The 15,888-nt window shown below is 52.5% G+C and carries 20 protein-coding genes; 6 read left to right on the top strand and 14 right to left on the bottom strand.

The window, feature by feature from the left end:
- Window positions 1-181: 181 nt before the first annotated feature.
- From tcyN to WFO64_RS07885, 9 genes are all read right to left on the bottom strand, one after another.
- Window positions 182-934 (bottom strand): L-cystine ABC transporter ATP-binding protein TcyN, encoded by a 753-nt coding sequence (gene tcyN, locus WFO64_RS07925; protein WP_337010470.1) that lies wholly within the window; start codon window positions 932-934, stop codon window positions 182-184.
- Entirely contained in the window at window positions 931-1,599 is a 669-nt protein-coding gene (gene tcyL / locus WFO64_RS07920; protein WP_337010468.1) for a cystine ABC transporter permease, read from the bottom strand. The genes tcyN and tcyL overlap by 4 nt, the downstream gene beginning before the upstream one ends.
- Window positions 1,599-2,399, bottom strand: a complete 801-nt coding sequence (gene tcyJ, locus WFO64_RS07915) for a cystine ABC transporter substrate-binding protein (protein ID WP_337010466.1) — start codon at window positions 2,397-2,399, stop codon at window positions 1,599-1,601. Before tcyJ ends, tcyL begins: the two co-directional genes overlap by 1 nt.
- A gap of 113 nt (window positions 2,400-2,512) precedes the next feature.
- Entirely contained in the window at window positions 2,513-3,499 is a 987-nt protein-coding gene (locus WFO64_RS07910; protein ID WP_337010465.1) for a D-cysteine desulfhydrase, read from the bottom strand.
- 205 nt (window positions 3,500-3,704) lie between these two features.
- On the bottom strand, window positions 3,705-4,208 hold the full coding sequence (gene fliZ / locus WFO64_RS07905; RefSeq protein ID WP_337010463.1) for a flagella biosynthesis regulatory protein FliZ: 504 nt from the start codon (window positions 4,206-4,208) through the stop codon (window positions 3,705-3,707).
- Window positions 4,209-4,258: 50 nt separating this feature from the next.
- Window positions 4,259-4,981: an RNA polymerase sigma factor FliA gene (locus WFO64_RS07900; RefSeq protein ID WP_003854529.1), complete on the bottom strand. Its 723-nt coding sequence runs from the start codon at window positions 4,979-4,981 to the stop codon at window positions 4,259-4,261.
- A gap of 144 nt (window positions 4,982-5,125) precedes the next feature.
- Entirely contained in the window at window positions 5,126-6,094 is a 969-nt protein-coding gene (locus WFO64_RS07895; RefSeq protein WP_337010461.1) for an HNH endonuclease signature motif containing protein, read from the bottom strand.
- Entirely contained in the window at window positions 6,055-6,693 is a 639-nt protein-coding gene (locus WFO64_RS07890; protein ID WP_337010459.1) for a hypothetical protein, read from the bottom strand. The genes WFO64_RS07895 and WFO64_RS07890 overlap by 40 nt, the downstream gene beginning before the upstream one ends.
- A 576-nt stretch (window positions 6,694-7,269) precedes the next feature.
- On the bottom strand, window positions 7,270-8,553 hold the full coding sequence (locus WFO64_RS07885) for a FliC/FljB family flagellin (protein ID WP_337010458.1): 1,284 nt from the start codon (window positions 8,551-8,553) through the stop codon (window positions 7,270-7,272).
- Between the two features lie 336 nt (window positions 8,554-8,889).
- Between WFO64_RS07885 and fliD the strand changes: the two genes are divergently transcribed.
- From fliD to amyA, 4 genes are all read left to right on the top strand, one after another.
- Window positions 8,890-10,305 (top strand): flagellar filament capping protein FliD, encoded by a 1,416-nt coding sequence (fliD, locus tag WFO64_RS07880; RefSeq protein ID WP_337010456.1) that lies wholly within the window; start codon window positions 8,890-8,892, stop codon window positions 10,303-10,305.
- Between the two features lie 8 nt (window positions 10,306-10,313).
- Window positions 10,314-10,721: a flagellar export chaperone FliS gene (gene fliS, locus WFO64_RS07875; protein ID WP_337010455.1), complete on the top strand. Its 408-nt coding sequence runs from the start codon at window positions 10,314-10,316 to the stop codon at window positions 10,719-10,721.
- Complete coding sequence (fliT, locus tag WFO64_RS07870) at window positions 10,721-11,086, top strand: flagella biosynthesis regulatory protein FliT (protein ID WP_337010454.1); 366 nt, start codon at window positions 10,721-10,723, stop codon at window positions 11,084-11,086. The genes fliS and fliT overlap by 1 nt, the downstream gene beginning before the upstream one ends.
- A gap of 101 nt (window positions 11,087-11,187) precedes the next feature.
- Window positions 11,188-12,669, top strand: a complete 1,482-nt coding sequence (gene amyA, locus WFO64_RS07865; protein WP_337010452.1) for an alpha-amylase — start codon at window positions 11,188-11,190, stop codon at window positions 12,667-12,669.
- A gap of 56 nt (window positions 12,670-12,725) precedes the next feature.
- On the opposite strand, the gene yedD is transcribed toward amyA, so the two are convergent.
- Window positions 12,726-13,199, bottom strand: a complete 474-nt coding sequence (gene yedD / locus WFO64_RS07860) for a lipoprotein YedD (RefSeq protein ID WP_337010450.1) — start codon at window positions 13,197-13,199, stop codon at window positions 12,726-12,728.
- 254 nt (window positions 13,200-13,453) lie between these two features.
- Between yedD and WFO64_RS07855 the strand changes: the two genes are divergently transcribed.
- Window positions 13,454-13,777, top strand: a complete 324-nt coding sequence (locus WFO64_RS07855; protein WP_337010448.1) for a DUF6388 family protein — start codon at window positions 13,454-13,456, stop codon at window positions 13,775-13,777.
- Between the two features lie 199 nt (window positions 13,778-13,976).
- Here the strand turns inward: WFO64_RS07855 and iraP are convergent, their stop codons facing one another.
- Window positions 13,977-14,276 carry an anti-adapter protein IraP gene (gene iraP, locus WFO64_RS07850; RefSeq protein WP_337010446.1) on the bottom strand — a complete coding sequence of 100 codons (300 nt, stop codon included), beginning with the start codon at window positions 14,274-14,276 and terminating at the stop codon, window positions 13,977-13,979.
- Window positions 14,277-14,451: 175 nt separating this feature from the next.
- On the opposite strand from iraP, the gene WFO64_RS07845 reads away from it, so the two are divergent.
- Entirely contained in the window at window positions 14,452-14,691 is a 240-nt protein-coding gene (locus WFO64_RS07845) for a DinI-like family protein (RefSeq protein ID WP_003854508.1), read from the top strand.
- A gap of 38 nt (window positions 14,692-14,729) precedes the next feature.
- Here the strand turns inward: WFO64_RS07845 and WFO64_RS07840 are convergent, their stop codons facing one another.
- The 3 genes from WFO64_RS07840 to WFO64_RS07830 form a co-directional block, all read right to left on the bottom strand.
- A complete protein-coding gene (locus WFO64_RS07840) occupies window positions 14,730-14,996 on the bottom strand; it encodes a hypothetical protein (protein ID WP_003854505.1) in 267 nt (88 codons plus the stop codon).
- Between the two features lie 151 nt (window positions 14,997-15,147).
- Window positions 15,148-15,393, bottom strand: coding sequence for a hypothetical protein (locus tag WFO64_RS07835; protein ID WP_337010444.1), 246 nt, complete (start codon window positions 15,391-15,393; stop codon window positions 15,148-15,150).
- 82 nt (window positions 15,394-15,475) lie between these two features.
- Window positions 15,476-15,859, bottom strand: coding sequence for a hypothetical protein (locus WFO64_RS07830; RefSeq protein ID WP_337010442.1), 384 nt, complete (start codon window positions 15,857-15,859; stop codon window positions 15,476-15,478).
- Window positions 15,860-15,888 lie beyond the last annotated feature (29 nt).

Genomic DNA, 15,888 nt, shown 5'->3' with positions numbered 1-15,888 from the left:
GCAAATAAAACCATTGAATATCCGATGAAAAGAAAAGATTTGTCAGAGGTGGCAAAAGGTTTAACGGCGGAATAATTATTATGATATTGCACCTGTAACTATAGAAACAGATACCGGATTTACCTAAAAAAACTGAGGTAATTAAACAGGTTAAAGCTGCCTTCCAGAGAAGGCAGTGAGATTACTGATTAAGAAATTTATCGAGGAACTGACGGGTACGCGGCTGCTGAGGATTGCTAAACAACGCTTTCGCGTCGCCCTGCTCCACAATGCGTCCCTGATCCATAAAGATGGCGCGATCGGCGACGTCGCGCGCAAAGCTCATCTCATGCGTAACAATGACCAGGGTACGCTTCTCTTCAGCCAGTGCGCGAATGGTGCTAAGCACCTCGCCGACCAGTTCCGGGTCAAGCGCCGAGGTCGGTTCATCAAACAGAATCACTTCCGGCCGCATCGCCAGCGCACGTGCTATCGCCACACGCTGTTGCTGTCCCCCCGACAGACGGCGCGGATAGCTCTCTTCCTTGCCATGCAGCCCGACCTTCTCCAGCAGCGTGCGGGCGCGGGCTATCGCATCCGCTTTCGCTTCGCCTTTGACGATAACAGGCCCCTCAATAATGTTCTCCATCACCGAACGGTGCGGAAACAGATTGAAGTTCTGGAAGACAAACCCGACCTGCTGACGCAGACGACGCACCTGTTCTTTCTGCTTACTCTGAGCCAGCGCCGCATTAACGGTAATCTCTCCGACCCGGATGCTGCCGCTATCCGGCACTTCCAGCAGGTTGATGCTGCGCAGAAGTGTGGTTTTACCCGAGCCGCTGGGACCGATAATCGCCACCACTTCACCGGCGGCCACATCGAGGTCGATGTCGTGTAGCACCGTCTGGCCATTAAACGATTTCACCAGCTTTTTGACTTCGATGGCGCTCATTTCAGCTCCGAATCCTGACGATTAACATGCTGTTCCAGCCGGTTCTGCAATGCAGACAATACCGTTGCCATCACCCAGTAGATCAATGAGGCTGCCAGATACAGGGTAAAGACTTCCAGCGTCCGCGAGGTGATCAACTGCGCCTGACGAAACAGCTCCGGCACCTGAATGGTCGCCGCCAGCGAGGTATCTTTCACCAGGCTGATAAAGCTGTTACCCAGCGGGGGCAGCGCGGTGCGTGCCGCCTGCGGCAGGATCACCCGGCGCAGGGTCTGCCAGCGCGTCATGCCGATACTTGCCGCCGCTTCCCATTGACCGCGCTCAATCGATGAAATCGCGCCGCGCAGTGACTCTGAGGCATAAGCGGCGGTATTCAGGGAAAGGCCAATCATCGCAGAGGGGATCGGATCCAGCTCAATGCCAAACTGCGGCAGGCCGTAGTAGATCATAAACAGCTGGGCGATCAGCGGGGTACCCCGAAAGATAGAGACATAGATCCGCGCCAGCCAGCGAACCGGCCAGAAGCGCGACAAACGCATTAGCGCCAAGATAAAGCCCAGCAGCAGCCCAAAGAACATCCCGCCGATACTGAGCTGGAGTGTAAACAGCGCACCTTTTAATAAAAAAGGTGCTGAATCCAGCACCAGTTGAAGACTTTCCTGCATTATTTCGTCACGTCCGCGCCAAACCATTTCTGAGACAGCTTGCTCAGCGAGCCATCTTTCTGCATGTCAGCAATGGCCTGGTCGATAGCGTTCAGCAAATCGTCGTTGTTTTTACGAACCGCTACGCCCGATTCCTGACGGGAGAACGCCTCACCCGCGACCGCCATGGTATCGCCGGTTTTCTTCACCAGATCCAGTGCGGCCAGACGGTCCACCAGAATGGCATTGAGACGGCCAGAACGCAGATCCTGGTATTTCGTCGGGTCATCATCATAGGTACGAATATCCACGCCCTTCACATTCTCACGCAGCCACTGCTCGTAGTTGGTGCCCAGACCAACGCCCACTTTTTTGCCCGCCAGGTCCGCAGGTTTGGTGATGGTGTTCGCGTTGGCTTTCAGGGTCAGCGCCTGAATACCGGAAATGGTGTATGGCGTCGAAAAGTCATACTTCTTCTTACGTTCATCAGAGAGGGTGACCTGGTTGATCACCACATCGATACGCTTCGCGTCGAGTGAGGCCAGCATGCCATCCCATTTGGTCGGCTTCAGGCTCGCCTTTACGCCCATGTGCTGCGCGAGCTGTTCCGCAAATTCCACTTCAAAGCCGGTCAGCTTACCTTTTTCATCCTGGAAGCTGAACGGCGGATAGGTGCCTTCAAGTCCCACCAGCAGCGTGCCGCGTTCTTTAATTTTGTTCAGCAAATTTTCCGCTGCGAACGTTTTAACGTTGACGCCAGCGATCAGCGCCACAGCCATGACGCCCATCACCATCTGACGGCCTGCACGAGAAAAGGACATATTCACCCCATTATTGACAGTATTGTGTGTGTGTTTTTATAAGGGCAGCACCGCGTGTCGCTGCCAGTCCAGAATGATAACGCACGGAGTATAAACTGTTTTTTTTGCTTGTCTCAGACCGAAGGATAATAAGCAAATAACGCCGGTGCGCCGCCCGTATGAATAAACAGCAACGGGCCTTCACGGCGGAAACGATCCTGGCTGATACCCTCCAGCAACCCGGCCATCGCCTTGCCGGTGTAAACCGGGTCAAGTAAGATTCCTTCCAGCCGCGCCAGCAGTTTCACCGCAGCCATACCTTCATCATTAGGCTGGCCGTAGCGCGGTGCGAAATAGTCATCCCATAGAGTAATCGCTGCCGTGGCCTGCACTTCCAGCGTCTCTGCCAGCGACTGACGCAGCCGCGCAACCAGCGGCAATTGCGCCTCAACCTGGCGTGAAACGGTGACGCCCACCAGCTCGGTTTCTGGCAACAGATGCTCCAGACCCACAGCCAGTCCGGCATGGGTGCCGGCACTGCCTGAAGCGACGACAACGGCGGCGAAATCGACCACGCCTTCGCTCTGATGAGCAATCTCCTGCGCGCACTCCACATAGCCTAGCGCACCCAGCGCATTAGAACCGCCGACCGGTACGATGTAAGGGCGAAACCCCTGGGCTTCCAGACGCGCGGCCTGCTCAGCCAGCTGTTCAGTGGGATTGTGCAGCGCATCCACCATGATCACTTCAGCGTCCATTAGATCCAGTAACAGACGGTTACCGTTGCTCAGGTAGTTTTCAGCATGGGTACCAATCGGGTTTTCCAGCAGCGCCACACACTTCAGACCGAGCCGGGCCGCCACGGCCGCCGTCTGACGCACATGGTTAGACTGAATCGCACCCGCGGTTAGCAGCACATCGGCGCCTTCACGCAACGCATCCGCCGCCAGAAATTCCAGCTTGCGGAGCTTGTTACCCCCCATCGCTATCGGCGTGAAGTCGTCGCGTTTGATGAAAATATCCCGTCCCAGATAGTCGGAGAGCCGTGGCAGATGTTCTAACGGCGTCGGTGCGCCCAGCAGTTCAAGACGTGGGAATTGGTGTAACAGATGTAAAGACAATAGGGCCTCCGTTCGGGCACTGGAATTATCCTTACAGTGTTGCAGAAGATGCGAAAAGGATCACTCTGATTCAGGTGACAGCAGATGCGGTGAGGCAGATGTGGGAAGCAAGAAGCGCCGTGCTCCCCCTTCCCCGTTACCCGGCTGGCGGGCAAAAGGGCAACGTGCCGCAGGCACGCGGGGGAGCAATCGGTGCAGATCAGGGTTAACCCTGCTGCCAGCCTAAGAACTGATCGTACTTGCGCAGCGCGATGCGGTAATTATTATTACCGGCGTCGGGCAGATCGCTTTCCAGACACTGATGCCAGCTATTTCCTTGAAGCCTGTCGGCCGGGAAATTTTTGGCTTTTAGCATTTCATCCAGCCGACGCAGCCGCACCACATATTCACGAATCGTGCTGGGGCTCATCTCTGTCTGTTCAAACAGGTACTGCTTAAACGCCATAATGTCGAAGTAATTAGGATGGGTATTACAAAAAATATCACTACAAAAACGACAAAGCGCAGTGAGTTCGGGCTGAAGTTTCAGCCACAACAGCTCATCAATCATCTGGTCCATTCGAGCGATGGCCTCTTTATTGATGATCTGGCCACGAAAAACGAGCGCCATTCGATCTAATACCTTGCCACAGTGTGAACAGTTGCTCTGGCTGTGTTTATAGTCTTTAAGATAACGACTTAACGGTCTGGCCTTGGTCTTGGCTCCCATTACTGAGTCCCCGGTTTCTTATAATTTTCAATCGCCAGGAACTGATACTGCTAGCGCGCTCCCGCAAGTCGGGCACGCAGGCGTTTAATCGCCTGACTGTGCAGTTGGCTGACCCGGGATTCACCCACATCAAGCACCGCGCCAATCTCTTTCAGGTTCAGTTCTTCCTGGTAGTACAGTGTCAGCACCATCTTTTCACGATCGGGTAACGCTTCGATCGCTTCAATGACGCGCTCACGCAGACTCCCTTCAAGCAACTGATGAAGCGGATTGGCCTCTTCATGGCCTTCCGTCACCAGCTCCGCGCTGTCGCCGTGCTCTTCCCGGTACTCGTCGTAGGAGAAAAGTTGACTGTTGTTGGTGTCCAGCAGAATCTGCCGGTACTCCTCCATGGAAACATTCAGCTGCTGCGCCACTTCCTGCTCGGAGGCAGAGCGCCCCAGCGACTGTTCCACTCTGTGCATTGCTCCGGCCACCTCACGTGCGTTACGACGCACGCTGCGCGGTGCCCAGTCCCGACTGCGAAGCTCGTCGAGCATGGCGCCACGAATACGCTGCACGGCGTAGGTGGTAAAGGCTGTACCCTGAAGCGCGTCATAACGCTCTACGGCATTTAACAGCCCTATCCCCCCGGCCTGCAGCAAGTCGTCAAGCTCAACGCTGGCCGGCAGGCGAACCTGCAGACGCAGCGCTTCATGGCGCACCAGCGGCACGTAGCGCTGCCAGAGCGAATGCTTGTCCATCACGCCTTCGGCGGTATAGAAATCGTTCACGTTGACTACCCTGCGTTAATGAAGTTATCGGCATGATTATGCAATTCTGTAGCGTTTTCGATTGGGGGAATAGGCGGGGTAAAACGAGGCTATTTCATTTTTGTTACGTCAGAGCGCAGATCCTTCTGCACTCTTCAGAGGGGATTAACGACGGGCGCGCAACCGTTGGCGCGTGGCGGGCGGCACCGAATCCCAGAGACGGCAGACACGACCGTTCAGCTCCTGATACCAGGGCACGATGTGCTGCCGCGCCGCCTCGCCAGGATGCACCTGAATCTCTCCTGATTCACCATCAATGCTAATTAGTCGGTTAATAAATAGCCGCTGCAAATCGCTGCGTAAAAACAGGCCGTTGTCGACGCTATTATCAGCCAGTAAGCCGTCATCGCCTTCCTGGGTGTCGATATGGCAGGCTTCCACCCACGGCCAGTTATGCCGTTCTGTCAGCTCGGTTCCGGTCATCACACAGGCCCCGTAGCGGGCTTTGACACCGGCGCTGAATTCCGCCTGACTGGCACGCTGCAGCACCCGTGCTTTGACCCTACGCCCGACTTCAGTTCCCGGCATCACCGCCGCAGGGACTTTGTGCTGCGGCGTACTCAGCACCACGATGAACTGAATACGCCGCGATTGCGGGAAACAGGGATCCGCCTGCGGATTGAAGAGCTGCCACCAGGCATCTTCATCATCCTGATGCATCAGCACCAGTTTGTAGCCACGACTGTTGAGCAGATTTTGTGCCGTGGCGGATTGCGGATCGATCATCGCGAAGACCTGGCTGCTGCCCATCACTTGCCACAGGTTGTCGCGTTTCTCGTTGTCGCTGCGACGGAAATAGAGGAAAGAAAGATTCTGCTTAAGGTAGTGCTCAAAGCGACGCAGATAATTTTTACGCTCATTGTCATTAGAGATAAACAGCAGATCCTCAAGCGGGCTGTTGCTCTCTTCCTGTGCGAACACCGCACGAATTTTCAACGTGCGCAGGCCGGTTGAGGGACTCAGCAAGGCGCGCGCCGTCAGCTCTTTATCATCAGGGTATTGCAAAGCATAACGCCGGGCGATCTCATCAAAGGTCAGCCGCTCACCCGGTAACAGGTCATAATTGAAGCGCATAGACACTCCACAAAGTTAAAATCAAAATTAATGTTGTTCTGTGAGGAGTTATCGGCAGGACTGAGGGGAACTGTAACGGGCTGGGCGATCAACAAGGTTGGGGCCGGCGGCGTTGGCCATCTTCGCAACCGTACCATACTGCATTGGTTTCGTTTTTCCTGACGTTTTGCACCGACGTTGACATCAACGATGCGATGAAGCAGCAGGAGCTCAGCCCGACCATAGCGATGACGCAATCTGACGCGGAGCGGTCGGTTCGCCATTAACACTGCCCAGATGTCGCATTTCTGCGGGTTGTGTTGAGCAATATTATTGATTGGCTGGCGCGTGGTCTGCTGCGCTAGTTCATGCAGCAACACCGGTGCGGGATGCACGGTTAGTAGCTTCATGGCGCCATACTCTTCAAACCGGCACCATGTATCGGCAACCCTCCAGACCGGATAGAGCACTTTAAGCAGGTGTGTCGCCGCCTCCAGATTGATGACATAAGCGTGGGCGGTGGTGGCGCTGTAGACCGGATAAAAATAGGCTGTTTCCGTTAGCGTGGGCATCGCTTTCGATAACATCACCCGCGTGGCGTTACTTTTGGATAACTGCATTGTCGGACGGAATAATCCCGCAGAGCGCTATTCGGTAAATAAGATGTCATCGTCCAGAATTAACGCCTGACAATATCCTCAACCCTCATTTTTCGATACATAGTGAAATGAATCAATGCGCACCCTATTTCGTCCGGTCTGAGTGCAGAATTAATCACGCGGGTGTGAATGATAAAGGTTTTCATGCAGTTGTCAGACCTCCATCATAAAAATATTAAACCCGACAGACCAGCCGCTGCGTTATTTTATCAGGTTCAAAACAGGCGAAAACCCACAGGGAGCTCATTTACATGCTGCAAAATGGCAATAAAATTTCAGAGAGGCTAATTAAAGGCAAGCGGATCGTTTAATTATTCAGAAAGGAAACACGGGCAGAAGCAAAAGCTTGACTTATTCGGGAAAAAGAAAAATTACAGCGCTGACCTTCAGCGTAAATCGTGATATTACGGTAGCCCCACGAATAGGATGTGTAATAACAACGTCATGCTGGCTGGCGGATGCTGACGTCAAAGAAACCGGTCAGCAACAGTCAAAAAACCCTGCCGAAGCAGGGTTTTGAATGTTGACAGAAGGCGATTAGCCCTGCAGCAGAGACAGAACCTGCTGTGGAACCTGGTTAGCTTTACCTAACACGGAGTTACCAGCCTGCTGTACGATCTGCGCTTTAGACATGTTTGAAACTTCAGTTGCGTAGTCAGCATCCTGAATACGAGACTGTGCTGAAGAGAGGTTAGTCGTCGTATTGTTCAGGTTGGTTACCGCTGAGTTCAGACGGTTCTGTACTGCACCCAGGCTTGAACGGAAAGTATCAACAGACGCGATAGCTTTGTCCAGCAGTGCCAGTGGGTCAGCGGTAGCAGAACCCGTGTGCGCATTAGCATTGGTGGTAGAAGCGATATCGCCGATGTTGCTTGCTACGGCAGTAGTACCGGCTGCGCTACCATTGACAATGGCGCCTGCTGCGGTGTTGTAGTCTTTGCCCTGAACAGTCACGTAACCCTGTGCTGCGCCAGTTGAATCTGCGCCCACTTTAACAAACTGACCAGACATAGTACCAGCAGTAACGCCGTTAGCTGAGTCGGTGTAAGAAACGTCAGTGGTGTTCAGTTTTACTGCACCAGTAGCATCATCAACAGATACTGCATAGTTGTCGCTGCCAGAAGAAACAACGTAAGTTGCAGTGGCTGCGCCAGCTGAGGTCTGTACGTTTTTCAGTGACAGTGAGCTTGCATCGACTTTCAGCGCAGTGGCAACCGCTGACAGGTCAACATCTTTCAGTGAACCGCTTGCGCCAACCTGAGTGATTGCATCGCTGGTTTTCAGTGAGTTTTTAGACACGCCGAAACCTGACAGACCGAGAGTAGAAGAGTCAATCTTCTTCAGGTCGACGTTGATGGTTTCGCCGTCGTTTGCGCCAACCTGGATTTTCATAGTGCCGTCTTTAGCCAGCACGTTCACGCCGTTGAACTGAGTCTGACCAGATACGCGGTCGATTTCGTCCAGACGGGATTTGATTTCGTCCTGGATTGACGTCAGGTCAGAATCAGAGTTGGTGCCGTTCTGAGCCTGAACAGTCAGCTCACGAACACGCTGTAAGTTGTTGTTGATTTCTGACAGCGCGCCTTCAGTAGTCTGCGCAGCAGAAATACCGTCGTTGGCGTTACGAGCAGCCTGAGTCAGGCCCTGGATATTAGAGGTAAAACGGTTAGCAATTGCCTGACCAGCAGCGTCATCTTTCGCGCTGTTGATACGTAAACCAGAAGACAGACGCTCCATTGAAGTAGACAGAGCTGACTGGTTCTTGTTGATGTTGTTCTGAGTGATCAGCGAGAGGCTGTTGGTATTAATGACTTGGGCCATGATGAATTTTCCTGTTAATCAAGTCTTTCGGTTAAGGTGTGGGCTTCAACCCGCCGGCTTCAGCGCCGTCAAAGTTGTTATCGTCTGCCGTTTAACAACCTTTAGAATTTTTTTAGTACCAGGCGAAATTTTCTGCTTCTGCCTGTCACGTTTTAAGTTATCGCCACCCATCCCAACTTCTTTAGACTTAATTCATTAATTTTCTAGCCGCTGAAATACCCTTCTCTATAGGGCTTATTTACCTCATTACGCTAAGGCAAATAACCTTAAACTTTCCCTATTCAAGGCCGATAACACCGGTATCAATTTCCCTGTCGACCTTATAAAGGAATTAACATGGCTACTATCTCAACGTTGGGTATTGGTTCAGGACTCGATTTGAGTACCATTCTGGATAGTCTGCAAACGGCGGAAAAAACGGCACTCACACCGATATCCACCCAACAAACAGCTTATACCGCCAAGCTCAGTGCTTATGCCACGCTGAAGAGTTCACTATCAACATTTCAGACGGCTAACACCAAGCTGAACAGTGCCGATCTCTTTACTGCCACTACCGCGACCAGCAGTTCCAGCGCCTTCAGCGCCACGACTTCTGGCAGCACTGTGGCGGGTACCTATTCAATTAGTGTTTCTCAGCTGGCACAGGCGCAGGTCCTGACCTCATCGGTACAGAGCAGCAACACCGCCGCGCTGGGCGACAGTTCGGTGGCCAGCCGCAGCATTGCGATTACCTTAAAAGATGGTTCAAGCAAAAGCGTGACACTTTCCAGCGATCAGACCTCGCTGACCGGAATGCGTGACGCCATCAATGGTGCCAATGCCGGCGTCACGGCCACTATCATTAAGGTGTCGGATGGCAGCTTCCGCCTGTCAATGAGCGCGAATGAAACGGGTAGCGATAATGCGGTGTCGACTATCGCCGTCACCGGCGATGATACGCTGCAGGGAATTGTGGGTTATGACGCCAGCGCCAGCAGCAATGCGATGACGCAAAGCGTCACGGCGCAGAATGCTAAGCTCACGGTCAACAAGGTTGAAATCGAAAACAGCAGCAACAAGATCAGTGATGCGCTGGAAGGGATTACCTTAAATCTGACTGCACTGACGACAGGCGACCAGTCGCTGACGATCACCAAAGACACTTCAAAAGCTTCCAGCGCCATCAGCACCTGGGTTGATGCCTACAATACACTGCTGGATCAGTTTAATACCCTGACCAAATACACCAAAGTTGATACCAATACGGCTACACAGGACTCCAGCAATGGCGCCCTGTTGGGTGATAGCACCTTACGCACTATCCAGACGCAGCTGAAAAGTATGCTGACCAACGCGCAAAGCTCGTCTTCCTACAAATCACTGGGGCAGATTGGTGTAACCACTGATCCGACAACCGGTTCATTGAAAATGGATGCCACCAAGGTCAGTGCCGCGCTGGATAAAGATATCGCGGGCGTGAAAGAGATGATCGTAGGAGACGGTAAAACCACGGGTATCACCACCAATATCGCGACCAACATCACCGGTTGGTTGTCGACCCAAGGGATTGTTCAGACTGCCACCGATGGCGTCAGCAAGACACTAAACAACTTAACTACCCTCTACAACACCACCAGCGCTCGTATTGATGCGGATATCGCACGCTATAAGACACAGTTTACCCAGCTCGATCTGGCCATCAATAAACTCAACTCGACCAGCTCATATCTGACGCAGCAGTTCGATACTTCAAGTTCAAGTACCTCATAGGAGTGACCATGTACAGCGCTACAGGCATCAAAGCCTATGCAAAAATTGGCGTAGAAAGCGCCGTCATGAGCGCCAGCCAGCAGCAGCTGGTGGTGATGCTGTTCGACGGCGCACTCAGCGCGTTAATCCGCGCCCGTTTGTTTATGCAGGATGGCAACATTGAAGGCAAAGGCAGCTCCATCTCCAAAGCCATTAATATTATCGAAGCAGGCCTGAAAGAGGGCCTGACTGAAAACCGTGGTGACGAGCTGGCAGACAATCTGCTGGGTCTTTACAACTACATGACGCGTCGCCTGTTGCAGGCCAACCTGCACAATGATGTTGCAGCGGTCGAGGAGGTCGAAGGCCTGCTGCGCAACATTGCGGACGCGTGGAAAGAAGTGGTTCAATCTAACCTGATTCAGGACGCCGTTTAATGACAACTGCACCGCACCTTTTTACCGTTTACCAACAGTTACTCGAACTCAGCCAGGGAATGCTGCGTCATGCAGCACAGGGTGAATGGGATGAATTGATCAGCAGGGAGATGGAGTATGTCAGTGCGGTGCAGAACTTAGCCCAATCGACAGAAGCTGTGTCGCCCTCGGCGCAGACTCAGGAGCAGTTACGCCCGGTGCTGCGCCGTATTCTGGATAATGAAAGCGAAGTGAAACGCCTGTTACAGGCGCGGATGGATGAGCTGGCCTCGCTGGTGGGGCAGACTAGCCGACAAAAATCGGTGCTGTCCGCCTATGGCAAGCAAGGTGGCGTTGTTATGGTGCCGCGCGAAACCCTCTCCTGATCCCCTGCATTATCACGTCGCCAGATTTATTTTTCTGCGCGACGTCTCTTTTCTGCCGCTTATTCCATACTTGATTTTCATCATCCCCTGGAGTGCGGTACATGCAAAACCCAACGTTATTACAGTTTTTCCATTGGTATTACCCGGATGGCAGCAAATTGTGGCCTGAAGTTACCGATCGCGCGGCCTGGCTCAGCGAAATTGGTATCACTATGGCGTGGTTGCCCCCGTGCTACAAAGGGGATTCGGGTGGCTATTCTGTTGGTTACGACAGCTACGACCTGTTCGATCTGGGAGAATTTGATCAGAAAGGCGGCGTTGCCACTAAATATGGCAACAAACAGCAATTACTGGCGGCCACAGAAGCCCTGCGCAGCCACAACGTTGGGGTGCTACTGGATGTGGTGCTGAACCACAAGATGGGTGCCGATGAGAAAGAGGCGATCAGCGTTAACCGCGTCAATCCGGATAACCGTGATGAAATTTATGACGAGGTCGTGCCCTGCGAAGCCTGGACAAAATTCACCTTTCCGGCTCGTACCGGGGAATATTCGAAATTTGTCTGGGATCATAAATGCTTTAGCGGCGTAGACCATGTAGAGAATCCGGACGAAAACGGCGTCTTCAAAATCATCAACGATTACACCGCCGACGGCTGGAACGATCAGGTCGATAACGAGCTGGGTAACTTCGACTATCTGATGGGGGCCAACATCGATTTCCGCAACAATGCGGTCAGGGAAGAGCTGAAATACTGGGCGCGTTGGGTGATGGAACAGGTGCCCTGCACCGGCTTTCGTCTGGATGCGGTTAAACATATCCCGGCCTGGTTCTATAAAGAGTGGATCGATCATATTCAGGAAGTCGCTGAAGAGCCGATGTTTATCGTCGCAGAGTACTGGTCGTTTGAAACCGACAAGCTGCAGGAGTATGTGCATCAGGTGGAAGGCAAAACCATGCTGTTTGATGCGCCACTGCACATGAACTTCCATCAGGCCTCAACCGCAGGTAGCGCCTACGATATGAGCCAGATTTTTGCTAACTCGCTGGTGGTGGCAGATCCGTGGCATGCCGTGACAATCGTGGCCAACCATGACACCCAGCCGCTGCAGTCGCTGGAAGCGCCGGTAGAGGCCTGGTTCAAACCGCTGGCCTATGCGCTGATCCTGCTACGTGAGCAGGGCGTGCCGACTATTTTCTATCCTGACCTGTTTGGGGCGACTTATGAAGATGAAGGCGGCGACGGCGAGAAATACAAGATTGAGATGCCGGTAATCCCCGAACTGGAAGGATTAATCCGGGCGCGCCAGCAGTATGGCTGGGGTGTGCAGATCGACTATTTTGATCATCCCAACTGCGTAGCATTCAGCCGCAGCGGCACTGAAACACAACCGGGTTGCGTGGTGATCATGTCGAACGGCGATGCAGGTGAAAAAAGCGTGCCAATGGGTGCAGGCTTTGCTGGCAAAGTATGGCGCGATCATCTGGGTAACCGTGAAGAGACGATTACTGCGGACGAACACGGCACAGCGGTTTTTGTCTGTAACGGTGGCAGCGTCAGCGTATGGGTAATTGCAGAATAAATATGCAGTAAAAAATCAGCCGCCCCGGTCGGGGCGGTTTGGTTATGAGGGTGTCATTACGACTGCGCGTTATGGTCGGTAATCGACGTACGCAGCAGTTGCGGTTCGATGTTCTGAATCACGGTGGCTTTTGGTTGTTTCGCCATTTCTTCCAGTGCCTGCTGACACTCTACCGTCGGACGCGCCACTTTACGCAGCGTCATCCTGTCATATTTCATTTCACCGTTATCCACCACCAGCGGCATAACCCGCATCTGACGCGTAACGTTGACATAATCGCCACTTAGCCGCGTCAATTTACCCGGCTTGGCGATCACCCGCTGCCACTGACGACAATCCAGCGTGCTGCCAGCCGCATCGATAATGACACTGGCTATCGCCTGGTCGCTGATGAGACTGCTTTGGGGGCCGACGGTTTGCCAGTTCCCCTGCAAAGCCGCGGGCGCCGGCGTTTGCACCGCGTTTTCATAATCGTTGATTTGCGCACAACCACCCAGTGCCAGCGCGGCAATCAGCATCCACTTTTTCATGTTTAATCCCTAAAATCGCGTCAATGGCGGCTACGTTATAATTTTTACACCGAGTTGCGCAAGGTATCTGGATGTTCAAACACCCCGCAGACCATGATTGCGGCAGAATTTATCCGGCAACGAGGACCGTGGTTCGCTTTTCGACCAGCTGATTGCTGGCTAAGCAGACACACTCTGCCTCCTCTGTCATGCCTGACAAGCGAGAGACAACCCGCTACACTGACGCGCTGCAACAGACTTTCAGGAATATGAATATGAAAACGCCAGAAGCCTACTATGCCCAGGCGCGCGACATGTTTTTTACCGCGCATCCGGACTTTCAGTCTGCACTTGATGAATTAACTGAAAGCGACGCCCGTGCCGCCAACCTGTCTCTGCGACAGCTACGCGATTGGCATGCCGAACGTATTTATGCGGCTTTTTTACGACAGAAGAATCTGGATGGAATGATCTTTTCCATTCAGCTCGCGGAGCCGGATAAAGCCGTGGCGGCTGAGGCGATCGAAACCTATCTCCAATCTCACGCTGAATCACTGGGGATGAGCTGGGAAGAGTTTTGTATTAAAAACGAGCTTTAATCAGCGTTGCATAGGCATCGCATCGGGTTAACACCTTCACCCAGTGAATCCACGGCGGAAAAATGGTACTCAGGGTACCGGTGTGTGAGACTTCTGCCGGGGACTCAGGTCGTGATTGACCTTTAACGAATAGTGCCTATGCACTGCCTCTGCAGGTGTTGTCCCGATTCCACCTCCAGAGGCGAATATTTATCCGCCCCTACCCCTCACCTTCCGTTGCCTTGCCCTTGACTTCGACATAACTCGCCACGGCCAGCAGACGATTTATGTGCGTCAGCAGCAGGTCAACATCAGATTGTAAAAACTCGGGCGACGATTGCGAAGCAGTGATAATGGCATCCTGTACCGTTTCGGAAATGGTCAGCGAGTTGTCCTGTTTCGCCTGCACCAGCAGCGCTGCAACCAGCAGAGACTGCGCTTCAAGTTGCGCCGTCAATTCTTTTGCATCGACGTCCATCTTTGCCAGTTTTAACAGAATATCAATAACCAGTTGTCGCATCACGGACCTCCTGAAAAGTGAGCCGCCATTATGTCGTGATGCGTGCGCATTTTACTAGTCGAAGATTGAGGTTAACGCGACATAAAAATTTATGTAAAATCGGACGCACTACCTTGCTACTGTTTTTATTTACAGTATTATATGTCAGCGATTTTGCCCTGAATGGATTGCCATCATGTTTGTTGAGTTGATTTATGACAAGCGCAACGTTGCCGGTTTACCGGGTGCCCGCGAGATGATTCGTGAGGAGCTGGAGAAGCGGGTGCATCGGGTGTTTCCTGACATTGAAGTTAAGGTTAAACCGATGGAACGTAACGCGATTGATACTGATTTGAGTAAGAACGATAAAGCGACAGTTGCGCGTATTGTTGAAGAGATGTTCGACGAAGCGGAAATGTGGCTGGTGGCCGACTAATCCCTTAACGGCCACCGCATCAGTTAGCGGGAGATGACTTAGCTCTCCTGCTCGCTATGGTTAATTTCAATCTCGATGTCCTGAATAGCGGCATCCAGATCTTCCAGCAATTTGCCCTGCTTGTTAAGCAATGCATCGATTCTGTCGGCGTTAGTCTTATCTTTATATTCACCGGCATCAAAGGCTAACCAATGGCTGGAAAGGGTTTCGGTGTTAGTCTGCGCATAGTGGCGCATCTCTTTCAGCTGAGAGGTCACGTCACGCAGATAGTCAGTTTTGGTCTTGGTTTCTGTTGAATCGCTCATGCTAAATTTCCTTCTGGTCAGTTATCCAAAATGATTAGGCTTAGCGGTTCATCAACCGGCCAATCAGCGGGCCTGCATTCAGGTACAAAATGTCGCCCTGAGATTTAAACCTAGTCAATAATAGCGAAGCTGCACTAAGAATAATCGGAAGTTACGGTTTGCGGCCCGGTTTTGCCGCAGACTGCTTACCTTCTGTTACCGCCTCTGTCACTTTATTCCGTTTTTCATCAGCGGTGCGATCCGGCGTCACATCAAGCTTATGTTGTAATGCCGTGACCTTGTCAGTCAGAACGTCAACCCGTTCATCACGCCGCGCCGCGATCGCCCGATAATCCGCCCGAATTTCCTCGACCCGCTTGTTGGCGGTATTACTGACATAGAGAAAAATAATCGTCATCAGGATGCAAATCATCGAACAACTCAGAAGAATGCCACCGAGGATAACTTTGCGCCTGTATGACATGGGAGCCCTGGTGCTATTAATCATTACCATCGCTGCGATCCTCCAGAGTTGAGATAAGCCGATCGATTTCATTACGAAATTTATCGTTCTGATCTGTTTCAGTCATTGCCAGTAAAATACCTACCGCATTCTTGATTAACCGAAGATCGGTTTCCAGTGTCGAGATACGCCGCAGATTCCTGTCGTGCCGTTCGCGTAATTCATCGTTCTCCTCCCGTATCAGCAAGTTGCTCTCTTTCAGCAACACCACCTGCTCTTTGTAGCTGGTAATAATTTCGCCGCCGGCTCGATTACTGGTTACGATTGACGCGATACCCGCCAATAACGGTTTCCAGAACAGTGCTGCTGCGCCCCCACCCAGAACTAAGGCACCTACACTGGTAATCAAACTACTTTCCATGCCACACCCCTTTGTCCGGTAAGGTCTCT

Origin of the sequence: Pantoea sp. AS142 (genome assembly GCF_037152305.1) — a bacterium.
In the GTDB taxonomy this organism is placed as follows: domain Bacteria; phylum Pseudomonadota; class Gammaproteobacteria; order Enterobacterales; family Enterobacteriaceae; genus Pantoea.
Note: the sequence above shows the minus strand (reverse complement) of the source record. Positions and strands in the feature narration are given on the sequence as shown.